At 55.8% G+C, this 20,043-nt stretch carries 15 protein-coding genes; 9 read left to right on the top strand and 6 right to left on the bottom strand.

Going from position 1 to position 20,043, the window contains the following annotated elements; genetic code table 11:
* Positions 1–25: 25 nt before the first annotated feature.
* From DFT_RS12050 to DFT_RS12075, 6 genes are all read right to left on the bottom strand, one after another.
* A complete protein-coding gene (locus DFT_RS12050; protein ID WP_054031434.1) occupies positions 26–961 on the bottom strand; it encodes a tetratricopeptide repeat protein in 936 nt (311 codons plus the stop codon).
* 346 nt (positions 962–1,307) lie between these two features.
* The gene (locus DFT_RS12055) at positions 1,308–2,285 is read right to left on the bottom strand and encodes a malate dehydrogenase (protein WP_054031435.1); all 978 of its coding nucleotides are present in this window, start codon (positions 2,283–2,285) and stop codon (positions 1,308–1,310) included.
* A gap of 13 nt (positions 2,286–2,298) precedes the next feature.
* Complete coding sequence (gene uvrC, locus DFT_RS12060) at positions 2,299–4,176, bottom strand: excinuclease ABC subunit UvrC (protein WP_054031436.1); 1,878 nt, start codon at positions 4,174–4,176, stop codon at positions 2,299–2,301.
* Between the two features lie 4 nt (positions 4,177–4,180).
* Positions 4,181–6,172, bottom strand: a complete 1,992-nt coding sequence (uvrB, locus tag DFT_RS12065) for an excinuclease ABC subunit UvrB (RefSeq protein ID WP_054031437.1) — start codon at positions 6,170–6,172, stop codon at positions 4,181–4,183.
* A gap of 177 nt (positions 6,173–6,349) precedes the next feature.
* A complete protein-coding gene (gene ispF, locus DFT_RS12070) occupies positions 6,350–6,817 on the bottom strand; it encodes a 2-C-methyl-D-erythritol 2,4-cyclodiphosphate synthase (protein ID WP_054031438.1) in 468 nt (155 codons plus the stop codon).
* Between the two features lie 193 nt (positions 6,818–7,010).
* Entirely contained in the window at positions 7,011–7,988 is a 978-nt protein-coding gene (locus tag DFT_RS12075) for an adenylate/guanylate cyclase domain-containing protein (RefSeq protein WP_054031439.1), read from the bottom strand.
* A 328-nt stretch (positions 7,989–8,316) separates the two neighbouring features.
* Between DFT_RS12075 and pilM the strand changes: the two genes are divergently transcribed.
* The 9 genes from pilM to DFT_RS12120 all read left to right on the top strand — a co-directional run bounded on the left by pilM (position 8,317) and on the right by DFT_RS12120 (position 20,029).
* Entirely contained in the window at positions 8,317–10,191 is a 1,875-nt protein-coding gene (gene pilM, locus DFT_RS12080; protein WP_054031440.1) for a pilus assembly protein PilM, read from the top strand.
* A 45-nt stretch (positions 10,192–10,236) separates the two neighbouring features.
* Entirely contained in the window at positions 10,237–10,758 is a 522-nt protein-coding gene (locus tag DFT_RS12085; protein WP_054031441.1) for a hypothetical protein, read from the top strand.
* A 185-nt stretch (positions 10,759–10,943) separates the two neighbouring features.
* The gene (locus DFT_RS12090; protein ID WP_054031442.1) at positions 10,944–11,282 is read left to right on the top strand and encodes a hypothetical protein; all 339 of its coding nucleotides are present in this window, start codon (positions 10,944–10,946) and stop codon (positions 11,280–11,282) included.
* A gap of 49 nt (positions 11,283–11,331) precedes the next feature.
* Complete coding sequence (locus DFT_RS27460; protein ID WP_161807138.1) at positions 11,332–13,017, top strand: secretin GspD/PilQ domain-containing protein; 1,686 nt, start codon at positions 11,332–11,334, stop codon at positions 13,015–13,017.
* Positions 12,990–14,684 carry an AAA family ATPase gene (locus DFT_RS12100; protein WP_054031444.1) on the top strand — a complete coding sequence of 565 codons (1,695 nt, stop codon included), beginning with the start codon at positions 12,990–12,992 and terminating at the stop codon, positions 14,682–14,684. Before DFT_RS27460 ends, DFT_RS12100 begins: the two co-directional genes overlap by 28 nt.
* A gap of 44 nt (positions 14,685–14,728) precedes the next feature.
* The gene (locus DFT_RS12105; RefSeq protein WP_054031445.1) at positions 14,729–16,438 is read left to right on the top strand and encodes a GspE/PulE family protein; all 1,710 of its coding nucleotides are present in this window, start codon (positions 14,729–14,731) and stop codon (positions 16,436–16,438) included.
* A gap of 287 nt (positions 16,439–16,725) precedes the next feature.
* Complete coding sequence (locus DFT_RS12110) at positions 16,726–17,946, top strand: type II secretion system F family protein (RefSeq protein WP_054031446.1); 1,221 nt, start codon at positions 16,726–16,728, stop codon at positions 17,944–17,946.
* Between the two features lie 12 nt (positions 17,947–17,958).
* Positions 17,959–19,335 (top strand): sigma-54 interaction domain-containing protein, encoded by a 1,377-nt coding sequence (locus DFT_RS27130; protein ID WP_200907053.1) that lies wholly within the window; start codon positions 17,959–17,961, stop codon positions 19,333–19,335.
* Positions 19,336–19,603: 268 nt separating this feature from the next.
* Positions 19,604–20,029, top strand: coding sequence for a type IV pilin protein (locus tag DFT_RS12120; protein ID WP_054031448.1), 426 nt, complete (start codon positions 19,604–19,606; stop codon positions 20,027–20,029).
* The last annotated feature ends 14 nt before the right edge of the window (positions 20,030–20,043 follow it).

A 20,043-nucleotide genomic window follows, 5' to 3' on the forward strand; every position in this document is an offset into this window, starting at 1 on the left:
CGGATAAAATTTCGTGACGCCGCATTTATGTGCTCACGATACGAATATCGACGCAGTAATCACCCTGTTTCGGTCCAGTCTTAATTTTGGTTTTCGACGCAACCATGCCGGCACCGTTAAAGATGGCGATGGGCGAAAAAAACTGAACATCTTTCAGCTCCATGCGCTCTTCTAGTGTTTCGATCAATTCACTCTCTTGTTTGGAAATGATCAGGCTCAACATGTTTCCAGACTGGAAATTTACATCGAACTCGACCATCTTCCCTTTTCGTGGGCCCGCATCGAAAGTAATCCCGATGGAGGTAATATCCAGAAACTCCTCTTCAACTTCGGCTTGAGGTTGTACTTCCACCACCGATTCTTCGAGCTGCGGGTCGATGGTCTCCAGCAGGGAAGGCAGGTTAGCTTCGACGCCTTTTTTGGCCAGAACCTCTTCGAGAAAGGTCCTCACGGCCTCAAGCTGGTTGGCGTGAAAAATATCGCCGGTGTACCACTGTTGGTATTGGTTGATCGCCTCATCGGCGCCGGCCGACGCCAGATGGCATTGGAGGATGTTCTTGGCGGCTTCGACGCGAACCTTTTCCTTTTTCAGCAACCCATTGAGTTCGGTGAGCGCACGATCGAACTGTCCGAACTTGGCCAATGCCACGGCGCCTTCCAATGCGGCGCTATCCTGGTCCGTGCTTTCCGAAAACGCGAACAGGTTCTTGATCAGATCCTGGGCCTTCTGGGAAAGCTCAGGGGTCGTGGGCCCCTTTTCAACCTTTTCTTTGGTCGTCCTCAAGGCGTTGATTTTTTCTGAAATCGCCTTGATGAGACTCTCCTTGTTTTTCAGCTTTTCGATGGAATTGACGATATTTACCGCATCCTTGTATTTGCTCTGCGCTTCGGAGATCAATCCTTGGGAACGATAAATTTCAGCTTCTTGCAGCACCGCCTTAAGTCGCTGTTTAATGTCCATTAAAGCCCCCATCCGAGTCAAACCGTATCGCCATTGCCGGCCACCATCTTCCGCGTCTGATTGTATGTTGCCTATCCCTGTACAAAGGCCCGACTCTCGTGCATGAGTGACGCACGTGGCCATTCGTTGGGTGCGTACAGAAATATACTTTTATCGCGCTTGCCGCTTAAAAGTCAATATTTAATAGTTATTTAAATAAGCTATAACCACACGGGATTAAGTTCGGCCAAATCGCGAATGGGTTTAGTACATTTTTTAGAATGCACCAAACCCATTCTTTTCATGGCCGTGCTGCCCGACCTGCCACACGAGCCGTCCCAACCAGATGAAAAACGGCTATCGCCCTCTAAAACAAAGCGGAAACAGCGGCTCTCTCGTCCAAAAGTTCCTTTTCGGTGAGCTTCATACGTTCACGGCTGAAATCACCGACCTTCAGTCCGGGGACCTCTTGCCATTTGCCGTTCTCGCAGACGATGGGAAACGAATAGATGATGTCGCCATCAATGCCGTAGGAATTACCGGAACTGTAAACGCCCATGCTGACCCATTTGCCGTTGGTGCCCAACGCCCAATCGTGCATGTGGTCGATGGCCGCCGATGCGGCCGATGCCGCGCTGGAAGCGCCACGGGCTTTGATAACGGCAGCGCCGCGCTGTTGGATGGTCGGGATGAATTCCTTTACGTACCACTCCTGGTCGACTTTCCCAGCGATGGCCTGGCCATCGACCATGGCATAACTGATGTCCGGATACTGGGTGGCCGAATGGTTGCCCCAGACCACCATTTTTTCGATGTTTGTCGTGTGACTTCCGAGTTTGTCGGCCAACTGGGAAAGCGAACGGTTGTGGTCCAGACGCATCATGGCCGTAATGTTGCGTGGATTTAAACTAGGGGCGTTTTTCAATGTAATCAGAGCATTGGTATTGGCCGGGTTTCCCACTACCAGCACCTTGACGTCGCGATTGGCATGTTTGTCGAGGGCCTTGCCCTGCACCGAAAAAATCTCGGCATTCACTTTGAGCAGGTCCGATCGTTCCATGCCCGCACTTCGTGGACGAGCGCCGACCAAAAACGCATAATCCGCATCCTTGAAGGCCACGTTGGGGTCGTCGGTGGGGACCATGTCGGACAACAGCGGAAAGGCGCAATCCTGCAGTTCCATCACGACACCCTTCAGGGCATTCATCGCCGGTGGGATTTCCAGCAATTGCAGAATGACAGGCTGGTCCGGGCCCAGCAAATCGCCGTGGGCGATACGGAAAATGAGTGAATAGCTGATTTGTCCAGCTGCTCCAGTGATGGTGACGCGTACAGGGCTTTTCATGTTTGCTCTCCATTCAGGGTTTTAAGGTTGTCACTTGGTTGAGGTTTTTTTTGATACTTTCAGCTACTTTCATTGAAATACCCTCGACCGATTGCAGCTCCTCCAAGCTTGCGGCCCGTATCTGCTCTATGCCTCCAAATCGCTTCAGGAGCAACGCTTTTCGCTTCGAGCCGACTCCTTGAATACCATCCAGCATCGATTGCATCGCACTTGTCTGTCTGCGTCGACGCTGAAAGGTCACCGCGCAGCGATGCGCCTCGTCCCGGACGTGCTGCAATAATAAGAGTGCCTCTTGGTCCCGACCGAACTGGACGGCGTTGGTGCGTCCCGGCAGGTAGATCTTATCCTGTGTCTGGCCGGCGGCCGGGTCCTTTTTGGCGATGCCCGCCAGATCGAAGGCATCGGCCAGTCCCAGCTGCATCAAAACGGCCTGGGCCGCGCCGATTTGCCCCTTGCCGCCATCGACCAGCAACAGGTCCGGCCATGGTCGGCTCGCCTCGCCTTTTTCGAATCGCCGCCGGATCACTTCGGCCATATGGGCATAGTCGTCCGGTTTGTCTCCGGATCGGATCTTATAGCGACGATAGGCCGACGGCAAGGGCTTTCCATTCTCAAAAACCACCATGGCGGCCACCGGGTCCGAGCCGAAGAGGTTCGAGTTGTCGAAACACTCGATGCGCCGCGGCAGTCGCTTGAGATGCATGCATCGACCCAGCGCCTCGAGCAATTCAAAACGCGTATCCTTGAGCTGGCGATGCTCGATCAACGCCTGTCTGGCGTTCTGGAACGCCATCTGGACCAGCTTTTCCTTGTCACCGCGCTGTGGCGCGCTGACGATCACCCTGCCCCCCCGGCTGTGGCTCAGCCGCTTTTCGACCCCATCTTTTTCCATCGGCAGGTGGCTGACCAGGATTTCCCTGGGAACCGATGTCGCGGTTTGATAGTACTGACCCAGGAAGCTGCCCATTTGTTCTTCGGGCGTCCCGATGGCCTCTTCGAATGCAAAGTTACGGCCACCCAGCAGAAATCCACCCCGGACGCGCAGCAAGGCGATGGCGGAAAGTTGCTGCTCCTCGACCAGGGCGAACACATCGCGGTCCTTATGATCGGCCGTCACGGAAACCTGCTTTTCGAGGGTCTTTTCCAGGGCGAATATTTTGTCCCGCAATGCGGCCGCTTTTTCGAACGCCTGGTTGGCCGCGGCGGCCAGCATCTGCTTTTTGAGCCTGCGGATCAGGGCCGGCGTTCGCCCTCTTAAAAATGCGACCACCTCCTTGACCGCTTCCTGGTAGGCCTCGGGTGCCACCTCCAACACGCAAGGCCCCATGCATAAACCCATTTGATAATTCAGGCAAGGGCGTGTTCTTTTTTTTTGCTGTTCACATCGACATTTGCATAATTTAAAGGTCTTGTTGATGAACTTCAAAGCCTGGCGCACCGCCCCGGCCGATCCGTAAGGGCCGAAATAGATCGCGCCGTCATCTTTTATTTTGCGAACGATACTCAAATTGGGATATTTTTCGGTGATGTCCAGCCGCAATGAGGGATAGCGTTTGTCATCCTTCAATACCACGTTATACCGGGGCCGGTGGCGTTTGATCAGGTTGGATTCGAGTATCAGCGCCTCATTTTCCGTATGGGTGATGATCGTCTCGAAATCCATTACCTTGCCCAGCAGCAGCCGGGTCTTGGGGTCATGGGGGCGATGCCTCTGAAAATAGGACTGCAGCCGTTTTTTCAAGTTGCGCGCCTTGCCGACATAGAGCACCTTGCCCTGGGGATCGCGCATGATATACACCCCGGGATCGGTCGAGACGTGCGTCACCTGTTCGGTCAATCGATCGAAGGCTTCCGAAGCTGATTGGCTGTTTTCCGTATGAAAATCCACCATATCATCAAGACTCGAACATCATCTTGGTTTTCAACAATTTGATTCTGTCCCGCAGTTCCGCGGCCCGTTCGAATTCGAGCTCGCCGGCCGCCGCATGCATCCGCTTTTCGAGATCTTCGATGGTCTCGGTCAGCTGCTCGACACTCTGATAGCCTGCCATAGCCTCCCGGACCTCTCTGGCGCCGGTGTCGGCGCCTTCGCAGGCCACATCAAAACCGGCACCGATCCCTTTCCGAATGCTCTGGGGCACAATGCCGTGTCGGACATTGTATTGGGACTGAATGGTTCGCCGGCGGTTCGTCTCCCCGATAGCCTGACGCATGGCGTCGGTTTCCTTGTCTGCGTATAAAATAACGGTACCATTCACGTTGCGGGCGGCGCGTCCGAAGGTCTGGATCAACGAGCGGGCCGACCGCAGGAAACCCTCCTTGTCCGCATCCAATATGGCCACCAGGCTGACTTCCGGTATGTCGAGTCCCTCGCGCAGCAGGTTGATGCCCACCAGCACATCGAACTTGCCCATGCGTAATTCCCGTATAATCTCCATGCGTTCCAGGGTGGTGATGTCCGAGTGCAGGTAGCGTACGGCAATCCCCAGGTCCGCATAATATTCGGACAGGTCCTCGGCCATGCGCTTGGTCAAGGTGGTGATCAGCACCCGCTCGTTGCGCTCTTTGCACTGCACGATCTCACCGAAGAGGTCATCCACCTGGTGTTGCGCGGGCCGGATCACGATTTGCGGATCCACCAGTCCGGTGGGGCGCACGATCTGCTCGACCACCGCCCCCCGGGCCATTTCGTTTTCATATTCGGCCGGTGTGGCCGACACATAGATCACCTGGCCCACCCTTTGGCGCCACTCTTCGAAGGTCAACGGCCGGTTGTCCAGGGCCGACGGCAGCCGGAAGCCGTAGTTGACAAGGGTCTCCTTGCGCGAGCGGTCCCCCCGATACATGGCCCGCAATTGGGGAATGGCGATATGACTCTCGTCGATGAACATCAAATAGTCGTCCGGGAAATAGTCAAGCAGGGTCGGCGGCGGTTCGCCGGCCCGGCGGCCGGTCAGATGACGGGAATAGTTTTCGATGCCGTTGCAATAGCCCAACTCCTGGATCATCTCCAGGTCGAACCGGGTGCGCTCCTCCACGCGCTGGGATTCGATGAATTTTTTTTCTTCGCGGAAATATTCGACCCGGAGTTTAAGCTCTGCCATTATAGTTTCGACGGCACGTTTGAGGGTCTGCCGGGAGGTCACATAGTGGCTGGCCGGGAAAATGGTGGCCTTGTCCAGCTTTCGCAGGGTGACACCGCGTAGGGGATCGACTTGGGCGATGCTCTCGATGGTGTCTCCGAAGAAATCGATGCGCAGGGACTGGCTCTCCTCGTAAGCCGGGAAAATCTCGACGCGATCTCCCCGCACCCGAAACGTGCCGCGATGAAAATCGATATCGTTGCGTTCATAATGCATGGCCACCAGATCGCGCAGGAGTTTGTCCCTGGGAAAATCAAGGTCGCTCGCCACATCCACGCGCATACCCAGATAGTCCTCGGGTGCGCCCAGGCCGAATATGCACGAAACGCTGGCTACCACGACGACATCGCGCCGGGAGAGCACCGATCGGGTGGCCGAATGGCGCATCTTGTCGATCATGTCATTGATCGAAGAGTCTTTCTGGATATAGGTATCCGAGCTCGGGATGTAGGCTTCGGGTTGGTAGTAATCGTAATAACTGACGAAATATTCGACTGCGTTTTCCGGAAAAAGCTGCTTGAATTCCTGATACAACTGGGCAGCCAGGGTCTTGTTGGGAGCGATGACGATGGTCGGACGGTTAACTGCCGCGATCACATTGGCCATCGTGAAGGTTTTTCCGGAACCGGTCACGCCCAGCAACACCTGGTCGGTCAACTGTCGGTCGAGCCCTGCACGGAGCTGCTCGATGGCCGCAGGTTGATCCCCCTTGGGGCTCATGTCTGAAATCAGATTAAAATCCATGTCGTTAACTCACGAGGATGTTCCGGGCGGGCATAAAGCCCGCCCCTACGAGATTCGGGTGGTAATACGGGACGTTGCCATAATCCGGCGATGTAGGGGCGGGGTTTATCCCCGCCCGTATGGAAACCTTAAAATTTTAATTTAACGACAATACGTTTAAAGTCCATGAAACCAATCCTATTCAATCAGGACGATGCACATGGCGGCAATACCCTCGCCCGCTCCGATGTAACCCAGCCGCTCGGTGGTCGTGGCCTTGACGCTGATTTGGGTGATGTTGCATTCGAGTGCCGCGGCCAGGGTCTGACGCATGCGCTCTTTGTAGGGCGATAACTTCGGCGCCTGGGCCATCACGGTGGCATCGAGATTGACCAAAATGTATCCCTCGGCCCTGACCAGCCTCAAACAATGCTTCAACAATTCGATGCTATCTATACCTTTATATTTAGTATCCGTATCAGGAAAGTGTTGTCCGATATCCCCCAACGCGGCCGCCCCCAGCAGGGCATCGCATATCGCGTGAGTAAGTGCGTCCGCATCGGAATGCCCCAGCAACCCCTTTTCAAAAGGTATATCGACGCCTCCCAGAATCAGCCGCCGCCCGTCGACCAGGCGGTGCACGTCATATCCCATACCGATACGCATTCCTCCTCCTGAGTGTCCATCCAGAAATGGCCAATTGGCCCGATATCTGCGTTATGCTCAAAATTTTATCCTCGTAATATTCACCATATGCCTGCAGTAAAATTTTTCGCAGGCCTTGATCTCGACCCAATTAGCCTATTTCTGGATCGACACTAAATATTGCGCGCATTTTACGAAAAGGAAGGGCTTCAGGTCAAACTGGTTGTTGGCTGGCGTCCTGTTGAGCTTCCGAAGCGCTCTTTTTCAATCCCAATACGGAATAAGCCTTGATCGGCAGATCTTTGCCCTTTGCGATCACGGCCTTTCGGGGTCTGACCTGAAAAAGATGCTGAACGAGATGTTGGGTATATTCCGACAAGACGATTTCGCCCGGCATGGCCGCGGCACAAAGCCGGGAGGCGATATTGACCGTGTCGCCGACGACCGAGTAACTCATGGTGCGGCTCGATCCCAGATAGCCGGCCACCACTTCTCCGGTGTTGATGCCGATGCCCACCTTGATCGGCGGCTTGTCAAGAGAAGCACGGTCGAAGTTGAACGCCTCCAACGCTCTTTGGATATCCAATGCCGCACGGACCGCGCGTGCGGGGTCATCCTCGTGGGTAACCGGCGCGCCCCACAGAACCATCATGCCGTCGCCGATGAACTTGTCCACCGTTCCCACGTGACGGAACACGATTTCGACCAAAATTTCGTAATAGTCATTGAGCATCTGCAATATTTCAGGTGCCTCCGCCTCGCTGCTCAATTGCGTGAAGCCCCGGATATCCGCGAACATGACCGTGACCAAGCGGACCTCGCCCCCCTGCTTCACCGCCAGTTGCCCATTGACCACCATTTCCGCCACATCGGGAGAGAGCAACCGCCTGAATCTTTCGCGCGTGGCCGCGTCCCGTTCCATTTTCTCGGCGGCCTTCTTGCGCTCGTTCATCGTGAACTGGGCGTGAGAGCCGAATACGGCGAACAGGCACAATACGATAATCCGGCCCCACACATTGTCCAACTCGACACCGGTCATTTTTTCCAAGAAATTGTCGTAAGCTAAAAACAGGGAGAGAAACGAGTCGAGCAGCCAATAGATCACGGCCAGGGCAAAACCGATCAACACCATGTGATCGGTCACGATGGATCGTCGGCTGTCGTTTTCCGAGGTTGTTTTATTCGAAGCCATTTCAGGGACTGGAAAGCAGACCACAACATTGCAAACAAATGTCGTCCACGCGTCCGGCGGGTTCATTTTTTGAACAGCCGTCTGCGGTAACGTTGACAATCTTTTAAGTACACTGCAAAGCGCCTTTTTTCAAGCCGGTAGTTTCTTGGCCGGTGAATCTGATCGAAGGGAATTTCCCGGTGCTTTTGATAGTGTAATATAGCTTGACAAAACAGGTACTTTGTGGACAAAAAACAATTACACCCAACTTATCGCCCATCCGGAAATGGACCGGGGGTTGCCGACGTTGAGCTGCATTGACCTGTACGTCGCCAGGAGGAGATTTAATTTGACCAAGCCCAACGACATCCATTCCACCGAAAAACTCCTCGAATTGATTCGCAGTCCAAACCCGGACGCGCCGCCGGATGTAAGCCCCAACGAAACCGAAAAGCCTTCCAACACTCTTACATCGGTTCTCAAACCGTCGCTCCCCCTGAAGAGAAAACATATTGTCGGGGTGGACATCGGGCACACTTATATCAAAATCGCAAAAACGGTCTGTTTGAAAGACAAGAGCTACGAGTTGCTGGATTACCTCAACATCCCCTTCAATGCGCAGATATCCTTCAACGATCCGTCGTTCAGCGAACGCCTGAAGGAGGGACTCGATCGAATTTGCTCGGAACGCACCAATTGCGATATCTGGAGCACGATTCCCTCGGCCAAGGTCGAAACCCGCCGGTTGCGAATTCCCAAACTGCCTCGCAAACAAATCGCCAACGCCGTGTACTGGACCTTCACCAACAAGGTCGAGTTCAATGAAAGCGATGAGATTCTGGATTACGAAGTGTTGGGGGACATTACCGAAGGCGGTATCAAAAAAACCGATGTCATGGCCTTCAAAACCCCAAAAGCGGAAGTCGTTCAGCTCAAACAGGTGTTCAACCAAATCGGTTATCCGCTCAAAGGCATTTCCATCGTACCGTTTGCCATCCAGAATCTATTCCGATCCCGGATCATCAGCCAACCGGAACAGGACGTGTGCGCCCTCTTCATAGGACGTGACTGGTCACGTATCGCCATATACAGCGACGGGGACCTGGTGCTCTCCAGGGGGATCAAAGCCGGCATGCGCAGTATGGTCGAGGCGATCCATCTCTCCATGAAGGACCAGCAGGAATCCTTTGACAATGGCGCACAACGGGATCAGGAGGCCGCTACTCAGGGCAGCGAGCCATCCGATACGATCCCACCCGAAGCCCAAAAACTCTTTTTTGATTTTCTGCACCAGAAACTGAGGCCCTCCCAATCATCGAACGGCAATGGAGGGCCGGTTGCCCGCGACGTTTTTCAAATGATCCTGCCGGCCATGGAGCGACTGATCCGTCAAGTCGAACGCACCTTCGAGCACTATCTGCTCAACTTTCAAGGCAATGGGGTCAAGCGCATCTATCTTTCCGGCCAGGTTACGGCCAATCCGATGATCGTCGACCATATCGGTCATCAGCTGGACATGGCCATCGAGGTGATGAATCCCTTTCCCAAAGGGTCTGCATTCATTCGCCAGGTCAATGTGCCCGAGACCCAGGCCGAGCGGGAGAGCTACCTGCCGGCCATCGGCCTGGCGCTTTCCAACAATCGCACGACGCCCAATGTGCTCTTTACCCACAAAGATAAAGACCGGCTGGAAAGCATTCGCGCCTTCAATCAACGCGTGCTGATCGGCACCATGATCGGCCTGCTGTTCATGATCGGCCTCTTTTCATGGCAGGAGCGTCAACTGGACGACAGACGGGAGCAAATCAACAAGCTCAACCACAAATTACTCTCTTTCAATCCGGTCGCAGAAAAGCAGACCCTGCTGACCCTCTTTTCTCAGACCAAGCAAAAACGCCAGGGATTCGAAAGAATCGTTCACCGTTACGCGCCGGTCGCGGTGATCAACGAACTGTCCCAGATCACGCCTGCAAACATTCGTCTGCTCGAGATCGATGGCATGTTCACGGAGGGTTCGGCCGGAAAGACGCCCGCCCAGAAAGCGATCATCGTAAGCGGCATCGTCTTTGCCGATCCGGCCAGCGCCGAGGCCCTGCTGACAGGGTACCTGCTCACTTTGAAAAATTCGCCGCTGTTTAACAAGCCGGCGCTTCAGAACAAGGGAAAAGCTTTTTACAACAACCAGGAGGTGTTGCGTTTCACGGCCAGACTGGAAGTCCTCTAGTCCGGTCATCGGGGCGCGCCTCTTTAACGAATGCGAGCACTGCACATGTCCAAGCTTCATCCCCAAAACCTGGTCTATCTGATCATCTGTGGCGCAGCCATCCTCGTCTTCGGCCTGTTGTTCATCCTGCCCAATGCGACCGCTATGTCCGAAATGGACGCCGAGATAGAGGAGCTTCAGACCAAGATCCAGGAACAGGAACTTCTCAATCCGATTTACCGCGAACTGATCCGGCAGGCGCAGAAAAAGATGCCCGGCGATTTGCCGCTGCCCCAAACCGGCAAAATCGAACAGCGAACGCTGGCCGAGATCAACGATGTGTTCAATGAAATGGCCCGTAAAAGCGGCGTGTTATTCGAAAGTGCGGTACCCGATGCGAGCAGCTATATGGATGAGTCCGGGCAGCTGACCATGAGCGTCACCTTCAGCGGGGACTTCTTCCAGTTCAGGGAGCTGTTGCTGGACGTCTGCAAATTACCCTATCTCAAGTCCATGGACGAATTCAAACTGGTAACGGAAAAAGCCGTCAAACGTTTGCAGCTCAAGTTGCGACTCAACCAGGGATAGCGAAAAATGACGACACGTGAAAAAATCATCGTCGGGGTGATGTGCCTGACCATTGCTTACGGCGCCTACGAGCTCATCGGCCAGAACAACGGCAAAAAGCGCGTGGTCAGCTCCCCCAAAGCCAGTCCGATGGAAGAGCTGCGCGGCTTCGTGGCCGAAGTGACCCAGAAAATGGTGAGGAAAAGATGGCCGACGAGTACCAGCACATGGTCGAACGCGCCGGAACGGCTTGGGTCAAGGACCCGTTCATCCCCTCCAGTGCGCCGCTCAACGAGCAGCCGGCGCCACCGGCCGGCAGGGAACCGTCCGCCGAAGCCCCCTCACAGGGCCCCGAGCTGGCCTACACGGGTTATCTGCAACTGGGCGACCGGCGGCTGGCGGTGATCAACGGGTTGGAGTATATGACCGGAGAGTCCATTGGAACACGCGGGTATTACATCAAAAGCATTCGTCCCGACATGGTGGTAATCGGCCATGTCAGGGAACCGGAGACGATCCAGCTGACCATTGAGGAAATGGAATAACATGATGCGCCGGTTTTTTCACGACAAACCCTGTAAAATGGAAATGGACATGATACCTACCCATCGAAAATTGACTGCCGTGTTGGCCATCGGGCTGGTTATGGGAATTTTTTGGGGATGCGCCAACAGCCGGGAAAAACAGCCGTCGGCCATCGAGCAATGGAAGCAACTGGTCGAACAGAGCAAGGGCTACTCACCCACCGCGCGCGACAGATCATTGGAAGCCATGCCCAAAAAAATCGAAACCATGGGACCGGATGTGCCGGCGGCGACCTCCGGACGAACCCTGCCGAGTCGTAAAATCACCATGAAAATGCACATGACCGACGTGCCGGTCCTGCTGCGCGCGCTGGCGCGCTCCGTGGATCTGAACATCATGATCAACGAAAGCGTGAAGGGCAAGATCAGCATCAACGTCAAGGATGCCCGCTGGGACCAGGTGTTCACCGGCATCTTGAATTCCCAGGGGCTGGCCTACGAGTGGGAAGGCAACATCGTGCGAATCGTCACCATCGAGGACCGCGACCGCAACCTGAAAAACCTCGAAGCCCAGGAAAAAATACTGGTCAAGCAGCGGGAACTCGAGACCCGCGCCCCAATGGTCACCAAAATCATCCCAATCGACTTTGCCAGTGCGGAAAAGCTGAAAGACAACGTTCAAAAGGTGCTGGACGCCAAGAAACAGGATGAATTCACCGGTTCGGTGCTGGTGGACACCCATACCAATTCGCTCATCGTCCAGGCCACCCCCACCGACATCGAACGGATCATTCCCATGATCATGGAGCTGGACCGGCCCACGCCCCAGGTGCTCATCGAGGCGCACATCGTGGAAACCACCACCAGCACGGCGCGTGAACTGGGTGTGCAGTGGGGCGGCGTCTATAACAAGCGCGCTTTCGGTGTCTCGCCTAACGCCATCAGCGATATCAGCGGCGTCGCCTCGGGCGCCTCGGTCGATCCCAAGGCCGGCACCGCCATCAATTTCCCATCCGGTTTCCAGGCCAACACGGACAACGCCGCCCAAACCGCAGGCATGGTCCTCGGATTTCTCACCCAAGGCACCGACGGCATCCTGGCCCTGCAGCTTTCGGCCCTGGAGGAGGAGGGCAAACTCAACATCCTCTCCAGTCCCTCAATCACCACCCTGGACAATGCCAAGGCGGTCATCGAGAGCGGCGACGAAGTGCCCATTCCCGTGTTTCTGAGCGACACCTCTAACGTCATCTACAAGGAGGCCCTGCTGAGCCTGGAAGTGACGCCACACGTGATCCAGAACGACGCCCTCAAACTGGAGATCATCACCACCAAAAACGAAGTCGATTTTTCGCGCACAGTGCAGACCTATCCCACCATCGTTGCCAAAAAAAGCCGAAACCAACGTCATATTGTTCGACGGCGAAACCACGGTCATCGGTGGGCTGAAAAAGAACACGAACCAGGACACCGAGGCCGGCGTGCCCTGGCTACGGAAAATTCCCGTACTCGGTTACTTTTTCAAGAGCGAGGGCCGAAGCGAGGAGATGCAGGAGTTGCTCATATTCATCACGCCGCACATTCTCGGGGCCAAGCCCGCGGCGGCGGCCCAGCCTGCCGCGCCGGCCGCCGGCACCCCTTAAACGGCATCGCTCCGTCTCTTCAGAGATGGCGCCATCACCAGGTCGGCGCTCTCGATGGACCCTTTAATAACAGACGTTCCGGCACACCATGGATTATTTCAAGCTACTGCAGCTAAAGAAGGAACCCTTTTCCAACTCACCGGACCCGGATTTCTTCTACCATTCCAAACAACACGAAGCGTGTGCGCAAAAGCTGGAATTGGCCATACGGCTGCGCCGGGGGCTCAATGTGATCATCGGCGATATCGGCACCGGCAAGACCACGCTTTGCCGTGAGCTGATCCGCCGCTTCGATGACGATGCGGACATCCGCACCCACCTCATCCTCGATCCATCGTTTGGCAGTGCCACCGAATGTCTGAGGCAGCTCTTTTCGATCTTTTGCAGGGAGACGGTGGAGATCCTGGCCACCGACATGGCCCTCAAGGAAGCCATCAAGCAGCACCTCTTTTCCGAAGGCATCGATCACCAGCGCACCACGGTGTTGGTCATCGACGAAGGCCAGAAAATCACCCCCGAGGGCATCGAAATCCTGCGCGAATTGCTCAACTACGAAACCAACAGCTTCAAGCTGCTCCAGATTGTCATCTTCGCCCAACCTGAAATCGAGGACATCCTTAGGGAGCATGCCAACTTCGCCGATCGCATCAACCTGTTGCACTATCTGGCGCCCATGAATTTCGGCGACACGCGCCGGATGATCCATCACCGCCTGAAGCTCTCGAGCCAAACGCCCAAACCGCGCACCATTTTCACGCTGCCGGCGCTATGGGCAATCTACCGTTTCAGCAAGGGCTATCCGCGAAAAATCGTTCATCTGTGCCACCAGAGCGTGCTGACCATGATCATCCAGAATCGGTCCAAAGCCGGCTGGGCCATGATCCGTTCGTGCAAGAACCGCTTGCGGCCCCAACGCCAGTGGCTGCGCAGGAGCCTGCTCTACGGCGGCGCGGCGCTCCTGATCGCCGTGGCGGCGGCTGCGACCGTGGGTCCCTATCGCGGGATCTTACCGTTTAAAAAAGCGCCGGATTTGGTTTTCAAAGTCCCGGCCGAAACGTTCCGTGTCGATGCCGTAACGAAACCAGGACCTTCGCCGACGGCGACGGCAGCCATCCTTTCATCCCCGCCCGTGCCGCCTGTGCAAACGGATGCCCAGCAAGCGGACGCGGGTTTCGCGAAGGCATCGGAGCCGGCGCCGCCGGAGCCGGCTGCGGAATCCACCATCGCCGAATCTGCCCGCCAGGCGGCCATAGCGGTACTGAGCGAACCGGCCGTGGCCGCCCTGCCGGTGGCACCTGCCGAGCCGCCGGAACTGCTTGGCCAAATCAAGGTCAAACCCGGCGACACCCTTTTTAAAATGGTCAGCCACATCTACGGCATCGCCAGCAACCGCAATATGCGCGCCGTGATCGAAGCCAATCCGCACATACGGGACCCCAATGCCATCGACCTGGGCGATGTGATCGCGTTTCCGGTCGTGCGGCACCGCCTGGACCCGTCCAAAGGCACCTGTTACTGGATCGTGGCAGACGAACAATCGCATCTGGAGGCGGCGTTTCAAAGGCTTTATGCAAGCAACACATCGAGGCCGCGCCACATGCGCTTGATTGCTTACTGGCACCCCGATCAGGGGCTGCGTTTCTGGCTGGCTGCCAGAGAATATTTTCAAACAGCGGAAGCGGCCGCGGCCTATCTCGGGGCGCTGCCCAGCGAGATGGCGACCGGAAGTCGGATCGAGTCACAACTACCGGAAGGCGCGACCCTCTTATCATACCCCTACTGACAAGAGATGCAACGGGCCAGACGACGAATCTGCGAGGCAAGAAAGTGAAACACAAAAAACGACTGGGTGAGATGCTGGTGGAAGCCGGCCTGATGACCGAAGATCAGCTCAAACAGGCCATCCTCGACCACAAACGCAACAATATGAAACTGGGCCAGTTCCTGGTGCGCGAAGGCATCGTGGCCGGCGCCCAGATCGCGGACCTGATCTCACGCCAATTGAAAATCCAGAAATACCATCCGGACAATTTTCCCATCGACATGACGCTGACCGAACTGATTCCCGTGGAACTGGCCCAACGGCTGCAGGCCATCCCATTGTCCAAAACCAACTACCTGCTCACCCTGGCCATGACCGATCCCACGGACATCAATGCCCTGGACGCCATCGAGGTTCACACCAACATGGAGGTCGAACCGGTCATCTGCACCTACCAGGAGTGGAACCATCTGCTCGGCAGCCTCTACGGCACTTACTCGAGCATGGGCGGCGTGCTCGAACACATGGAAGAGATGGAGGTCGAGCGGGTCCAGAACGGCGACCGGGAACGCAGCAGCGAGGACCTGGAGGTCAAATCCCTGCACGATATGGCCGAAGAGGCCCCGGTGATCCGGCTGGTCAACTCCATTCTTTCGCAGGCGGTCCGCGACGGGGCCAGCGACGTGCATATCAGCCCGGAAAAGGACCGCGTCCAGGTGCGCTTCCGGGTGGACGGCAAGCTTCACGACGTGCCGGCACCGCCCAAATCCATGCACATGCTGATCGTGTCACGCTTCAAAATCCTGGCCAACATGGACATTTCGCTATCCCGCGTGCCCCAGGACGGCCGATTTACCATCCGCATGGACAACAAGGAAATCAATATCCGCGCCTCGACCATTCCCACGATCCACGGGGAAAACCTGGTGCTGCGCCTGCTCGACACCAGCAGCGGCGTCTTTTCCCTCGAAGAGCTAGGCATGAGCGATACCGACATCCAGAAGCTCGAATCCATGATATACAAGCCTTACGGCATGATCCTGAGCACCGGACCGACCGGCAGTGGAAAAAGCACCACGCTCTATTCGATTCTCAAACGAATCAACCAGCCCGACATCAACATCATCACCCTTGAAGACCCGGTGGAATACCGGGTGAACAAGATCCGGCAGATCCAACTCAACCGCAGGGCAGGCATGACCTTTGCCAGCGGCCTGCGTGCCATCATGCGTCAGGACCCGGATGTCATCATGGTCGGCGAGACGCGCGATGCCGAAACGGCCGGCATTTCCGTCCAGGCGGCCCTTACCGGCCACCGGGTGCTCAGCACGGTGCATACCAACGACGCCGCCGGGGCCATCACACGTTTGATGGACATGGGGGTGGAACCCTTCCTGGTTTCGTCGGTCATGCTCGTCTCCATCGCCCAGCGCCTGGTGCGCAAGGTGTGCCCCTATTGCAGCAAACCCCAGAAACCGCCCAAGGAAGCACTGAAATTCTGGGGGATCGACCGCATCCCGGACGCCCACCTGGTCAAGGGCAGCGGCTGCTTCAACTGCATGGACAAGGGCTATAAAGGACGCACCGGTATCTTTGAAGTCCTGATCATCGATGATATGGTGCAGGACATGATCCTCAAACGTCATTCGGCCCAGGAGATCACCCGCGCCGCCCACCAGGCCGGACGCCTCAGGACCCTGAAGGAGGACGCCGCCGACAAGGTGGCCCGGGGCATCACGACCCTGGACGAGGCCGCTTCGGCGGTCATGATGTAAGAATAGAAGTTTAAAGTGTTAAGTTTAAAGTTTAAAGCTAATGCCATTAATTTAAGGTATATTCCGGGCGGGCGTAAAGCCCGCCCCTACGAGATTCGGGTTGCACAATTCAGGCCGTTGCCATAACCCGGCGGCGTACGGGCGGGGTTTATCCCCGCCCGTGTGGAAACCAAAACGCCTGTATTACATTCCAAACATTGTAGGGGCGGGGTTCATCCCCGCCCGTATAAAAACCTGAACGCCCTGAGTGAACGGCACTGAGTTTAAAGTGTTAAGTGGAAATAGCCATGCCGACCTTTTCCTATCAAGCGATCAATGAGAGTGGGGCGACGATTTCGGGCACCCTGGAGGCCGAATCCCTCGATGCGGCCGCCAGCCTTCTGGTGGGCAACGGCCTGATTCCCAGCAAGGTCAGACCGCGAACAGCGGCCGAACCCATGCTTTGGATGGGGCACCTGCTCAAGTGGATTCATCCGGTCAAAATGCCGGAATTGATCCTGTTCACCAAGCAGTTCCGCACCATGGTGCGCGCGGGTATTCCCATGCTATCCCTGCTCAAGACCCTGGAGTCCCAGACTGAAAACAGGGTGCTGAAAAAAGTGATCCTCAACATGAGTCACGACATCTCCCAGGGATCCAGCATGCACGAGACATTCCGCAAGCACCCGGCCATCTTCTCGTCGCTCTACTGCAGCATGGTGCGCGCCGGGGAGGCCAGCGGCGCCCTGCCCGAAGTGCTCGAACGGCTGATCTACATTCTGGAGCACGAATACAAGATCCGCTCCGAAATCCGTTCCGCACTGCAATATCCGGCCCTGGTATTCGCCTTTTTGATCGTGGCCTTCTTCGTGCTGCTGACCTACGTCATCCCTAAATTTTCCACCATATTCATGAAATCCGGCCTGGAATTGCCCCTGTTGACGCGAATCTGCATCATGATCTACGATGCCATGGTCAATTACTGGTACCTGGTTTTGATCGGCATCGTGGCCATTGTCGGCACCTTGACCGTGTACCTCAGAACCAGCGAGGGACGCCTCGCCCGGGACAAATTATTGCTTCACATGCCCCTCCTGGGCCCCCTCTTTCTCAAGGCCGCCATGGCCCGGTTCGCCAGCATCTTTTCCATTCTGCAATCCAGCGGCGTCGGGGTGATGGATTCCATGCGGATTCTGGCCGATACCGTGAACAACGAGGCCATCGCGCAGGAATTCATAGAGTTGCAGGACCGACTGGAGGAGGGCCGCGGCATCGCCGCGCCACTGCGCCAATCCCAGTATTTCACCCCCATCGTCATCAACATGACCGCCATCGGCGAGGAGACCGGCAACCTGGAGGAGATGCTCGACGACATCGCCGCCCACTACGATTGGGAATTGTCTTACGCCGTGAAACGCTTCAACGATTCCCTTGGGCCGATTCTCATCGTCGGCATGGCCGCCGTTATCGGCTTTTTCGCCCTGGCCATCTATATGCCCATGTGGGATTTGTCGCGCGTTGTGCAATAGGCTTACCGCGTCATGTCCATCCGGAGCCCCATAGAAATCAACATGCGCGACATCCGTTTTCACATCAATCTCTATATTCTGATACCGGTGATCTTCGCCGGCTTCACGACCTTGTCCTTTCTCGTCGCCTATCAGTTGACCAGCTTTTACATCTCCAAGAGTCTGCCGCCCCAATGGCCCCTGGCCTTCTGGGGAGCCCTCCTGGTGATCTTCACTTTTGTGTGCGGCCTGCTGGTGGTCAAGTTCGTCATTTCGCCGGTGGAACGCTTTGTCGACAAGACCCAGACCATGGGGGTCCTCAAGGACATCGATAGCAGCCAAAAAGGATCTGACGTCTCGGTCGGGGAAATCAACCGCTTTTCTCGCGTTTTTGATCAGGTCACCGAAATCCTGAGTAAAATGGAGGCCAGCGCCCTTTTTCCCGAAATCGTGGGACACAGCACCGCCATGCGTGCCGTGCTGAACCAGATCGTCAAGGTGGCCCCCACCGATTCCATGGTGCTGGTGGCCGGTGAAACCGGTACCGGCAAGGAGCTGATCGCCCACGCCATCCACGGCCACAGCCGCCGCCGGAGCCAGCCGTTCCTGGCCTTGAACTGCGCCGCCATCCCGGAAGGATTACTCGAAAGTGAGCTGTTCGGTCATGAAAAAGGGGCCTTCACCGGTGCCGTCAATCGTAAAATCGGAAAGATCGAACAGGCCCACCAAGGCACCCTGTTCCTGGATGAAATCGGAGACATGTCCCTGGAAACCCAGGCCAAACTGCTCAGGGCCCTGGAAGAACGCCAGGTCGTGCGGTTAGGCGGCACGCAGCCGGTCAAGGTGGACGTGCGTTTCATCGCCGCCACCAACAAGAACCTGCCGGAACGCGTGAAAAAAGGGCTTTTCAGGGAAGACCTGTACTATCGGCTCAACGTCTTTCTCATTCACCTGCCCCCCCTGCGGGAGCGCCGCGAGGACATTCCCCTGTTGGCCGAACATTTTCTTAGCACCGTCAACGATACTCAAAAACTATCCACCGCCTGTATCCAGCGCCTCATGGCCCACGACTGGCCGGGCAATGTGCGTGAGCTGCAAAATGCCATCCAATCCGCCGCTGTCATGTCCGGCGCCGACATCGTCGAGCCGGTCCACCTGCCCTCGGCCATCACGAACCACTGGCCGGCAATGCAAAATGAACCGGCCTGTCCGGACACCACCGATGCCACATCGGACGGACAGGATCTCGATCATCAGTTAAGGGAATTTGAAAAGAACATGCTCATCCATGCCCTGTCCCAGAGCCGCGGCATTCAGAAACAGGCCGCCAAGCTGCTCGGCATCAAAGAGCGCAGCCTCTGGCACCGGTTGAAAAAACACGACATCGACGCATCGGCCTATAAGATGTGACCCAACGATCCCAGCTTCGCCACCCCCCAAAAAACAACCCACAATGGCCCTTTAAAAACCATTATTTTTGACGATTTTTCTACATAATTTGGAGTTCAAGACCCCAAACCAACCCGAAGGCGCGATTCGATAAAACCTATTAACCCCACATCCACTTGTAATAAATATAAATTCTTTCTTTAAAAATTATTTGCCTTTGTTTTTCGTTCATGGCATATTAAGTGCACGCTTTTACGCAAGACAAAAACCCATCTCAATGGAGAATTCAATGCATACAGAGCATCAAAATCGCAAAACACGCCCCACCCTCGATGAAGCCGGCTTCACTCTATTGGAGATTATCGCGGTGCTCGTCATCATGAGCATCCTGGCCGTTGTCGCCGTACCCAAGTATTTCGACATTCAGGAGCAGGCGCGCGAGAAGGCCATGGGTATGGGAATTGCCGAAGCAGTGGGGCGGGTCAACGGCTACTTCGCCCAGCAGGTTTTAAATAATCAGCTACCTGGCGACATCGAGTATTCAGATACCACCTTGGGTACGGATTTAGGAGATTTCACCTTAAGTGTCACTGAGACCGGACCAACTGGATCAACAACTCAAACGGGCACCCTTAACCTGACAGTGAGGGGCAAAGATGGCACCCCCGTAGAAAATCTAACGTCCACAATATCAATAGCGAGGCCTGGTCTCTAAAATACTCTTTTTTT

This window comes from Desulfatitalea tepidiphila (genome assembly GCF_001293685.1).
Taxonomy (GTDB): domain Bacteria; phylum Desulfobacterota; class Desulfobacteria; order Desulfobacterales; family Desulfosarcinaceae; genus Desulfatitalea; species Desulfatitalea tepidiphila.

Excerpts from the sequence above, each read along its gene's own strand:
- DFT_RS27130 (WP_200907053.1), top strand. The coding sequence starts at position 17,959 with ATGTCCATCCGGAGCCCCATAGAAATCAACATGCGCGACATCCGTTTT.
- uvrC (WP_054031436.1), bottom strand. The coding sequence starts at position 4,176 with ATGGTGGATTTTCATACGGAAAACAGCCAATCAGCTTCGGAAGCCTTC.
- DFT_RS12090 (WP_054031442.1), top strand. The coding sequence starts at position 10,944 with ATGGCCGACGAGTACCAGCACATGGTCGAACGCGCCGGAACGGCTTGG.
- uvrB (WP_054031437.1), bottom strand. The coding sequence starts at position 6,172 with ATGGATTTTAATCTGATTTCAGACATGAGCCCCAAGGGGGATCAACCT.
- DFT_RS27460 (WP_161807138.1), top strand. The coding sequence starts at position 11,332 with ATGATACCTACCCATCGAAAATTGACTGCCGTGTTGGCCATCGGGCTG.
- DFT_RS12050 (WP_054031434.1), bottom strand. The coding sequence starts at position 961 with ATGGACATTAAACAGCGACTTAAGGCGGTGCTGCAAGAAGCTGAAATT.
- ispF (WP_054031438.1), bottom strand. The coding sequence starts at position 6,817 with ATGCGTATCGGTATGGGATATGACGTGCACCGCCTGGTCGACGGGCGG.
- DFT_RS12085 (WP_054031441.1), top strand. The coding sequence starts at position 10,237 with ATGTCCAAGCTTCATCCCCAAAACCTGGTCTATCTGATCATCTGTGGC.
- DFT_RS12075 (WP_054031439.1), bottom strand. The coding sequence starts at position 7,988 with ATGGCTTCGAATAAAACAACCTCGGAAAACGACAGCCGACGATCCATC.
- DFT_RS12120 (WP_054031448.1), top strand. The coding sequence starts at position 19,604 with ATGCATACAGAGCATCAAAATCGCAAAACACGCCCCACCCTCGATGAA.
- DFT_RS12100 (WP_054031444.1), top strand. The coding sequence starts at position 12,990 with ATGGATTATTTCAAGCTACTGCAGCTAAAGAAGGAACCCTTTTCCAAC.
- DFT_RS12110 (WP_054031446.1), top strand. The coding sequence starts at position 16,726 with ATGCCGACCTTTTCCTATCAAGCGATCAATGAGAGTGGGGCGACGATT.
- DFT_RS12055 (WP_054031435.1), bottom strand. The coding sequence starts at position 2,285 with ATGAAAAGCCCTGTACGCGTCACCATCACTGGAGCAGCTGGACAAATC.